General features: G+C 63.8%; 1 protein-coding gene. It reads left to right on the top strand.

The window, feature by feature from the left end:
- Positions 1 to 851, top strand: an 851-nt coding sequence (locus AC1DJO_RS29840; RefSeq protein WP_477974130.1) for a chemotaxis protein CheA, incomplete at both ends; no start/stop codon positions are given.

Raw genomic sequence — 851 nt, 5'->3', positions numbered from 1 at the left:
GCCACGCTATTCTCGCGCTTCCGCCGCCTCGTGCATGATCTCGCCCGCGAAACCGGCAAAGTAATCGAACTGGTCACCGAGGGCGAAAGCACCGAAGTGGACAAGACCGTCATTGAGCGCCTTGCCGATCCGCTGGTGCATCTGGTCCGCAACTCCATCGATCACGGTCTGGAAACGCCTGCCGACCGTCTTGCTGCCGGCAAGAGCGAAACCGGTACGGTGACACTGTCTGCCCGTCAGTCCGGCGGCGAGGTGATCATCTCCATCAAGGACGACGGCCGCGGCATCAACCGCGAGCGGGTCCGCGCCAAGGCGGAGTCGTCGGGCCTGATTGCGCCTGGCCAGCCGCTGTCGGATTCCGAACTGCTGCAGCTGATCTTCGCGCCGGGCTTCTCGACGGCCGCGGCGATCACCAATCTTTCCGGCCGCGGCGTCGGCATGGATGTCGTCAAGAAGACGGTCGAGGCGCTGCGCGGCGCCATCGATATCGAAAGCAAGCCGGGCGAAGGCTCGGATGTGTCACTTCGCATTCCGCTGACGCTGGCGATCATCGACGGTCTGCTCGTTCGTGTCGGCTCCGGCCGCTACGTCATTCCGCTGTCGGCGGTCGAGGAATGCCTCGAGCTTTCGCTCGAAGAAGACCTGCGTTCGCGCGGGCGGAGCTTCATCTCGCTGCGCGACAGCCTGGTGCCGTTCCTGCGACTTCGCGATCTGTTCCGCACCGGCACCAAGCCTGACGTTCACCAGAAGGTGGTGGTCATCTCGACCGGCACCGAGCGTGTCGGCCTCGTTGTCGATCAGATCATCGGCGACCACCAGACGGTCATCAAGTCGATGTCGAAGCTGCATGA

The organism is Rhizobium sp. 05N430 (assembly GCF_056396985.1).
The sequence above is the reverse complement of the archived record's forward strand: the minus strand, read 5'-3'. Positions and strand labels throughout refer to the sequence as shown.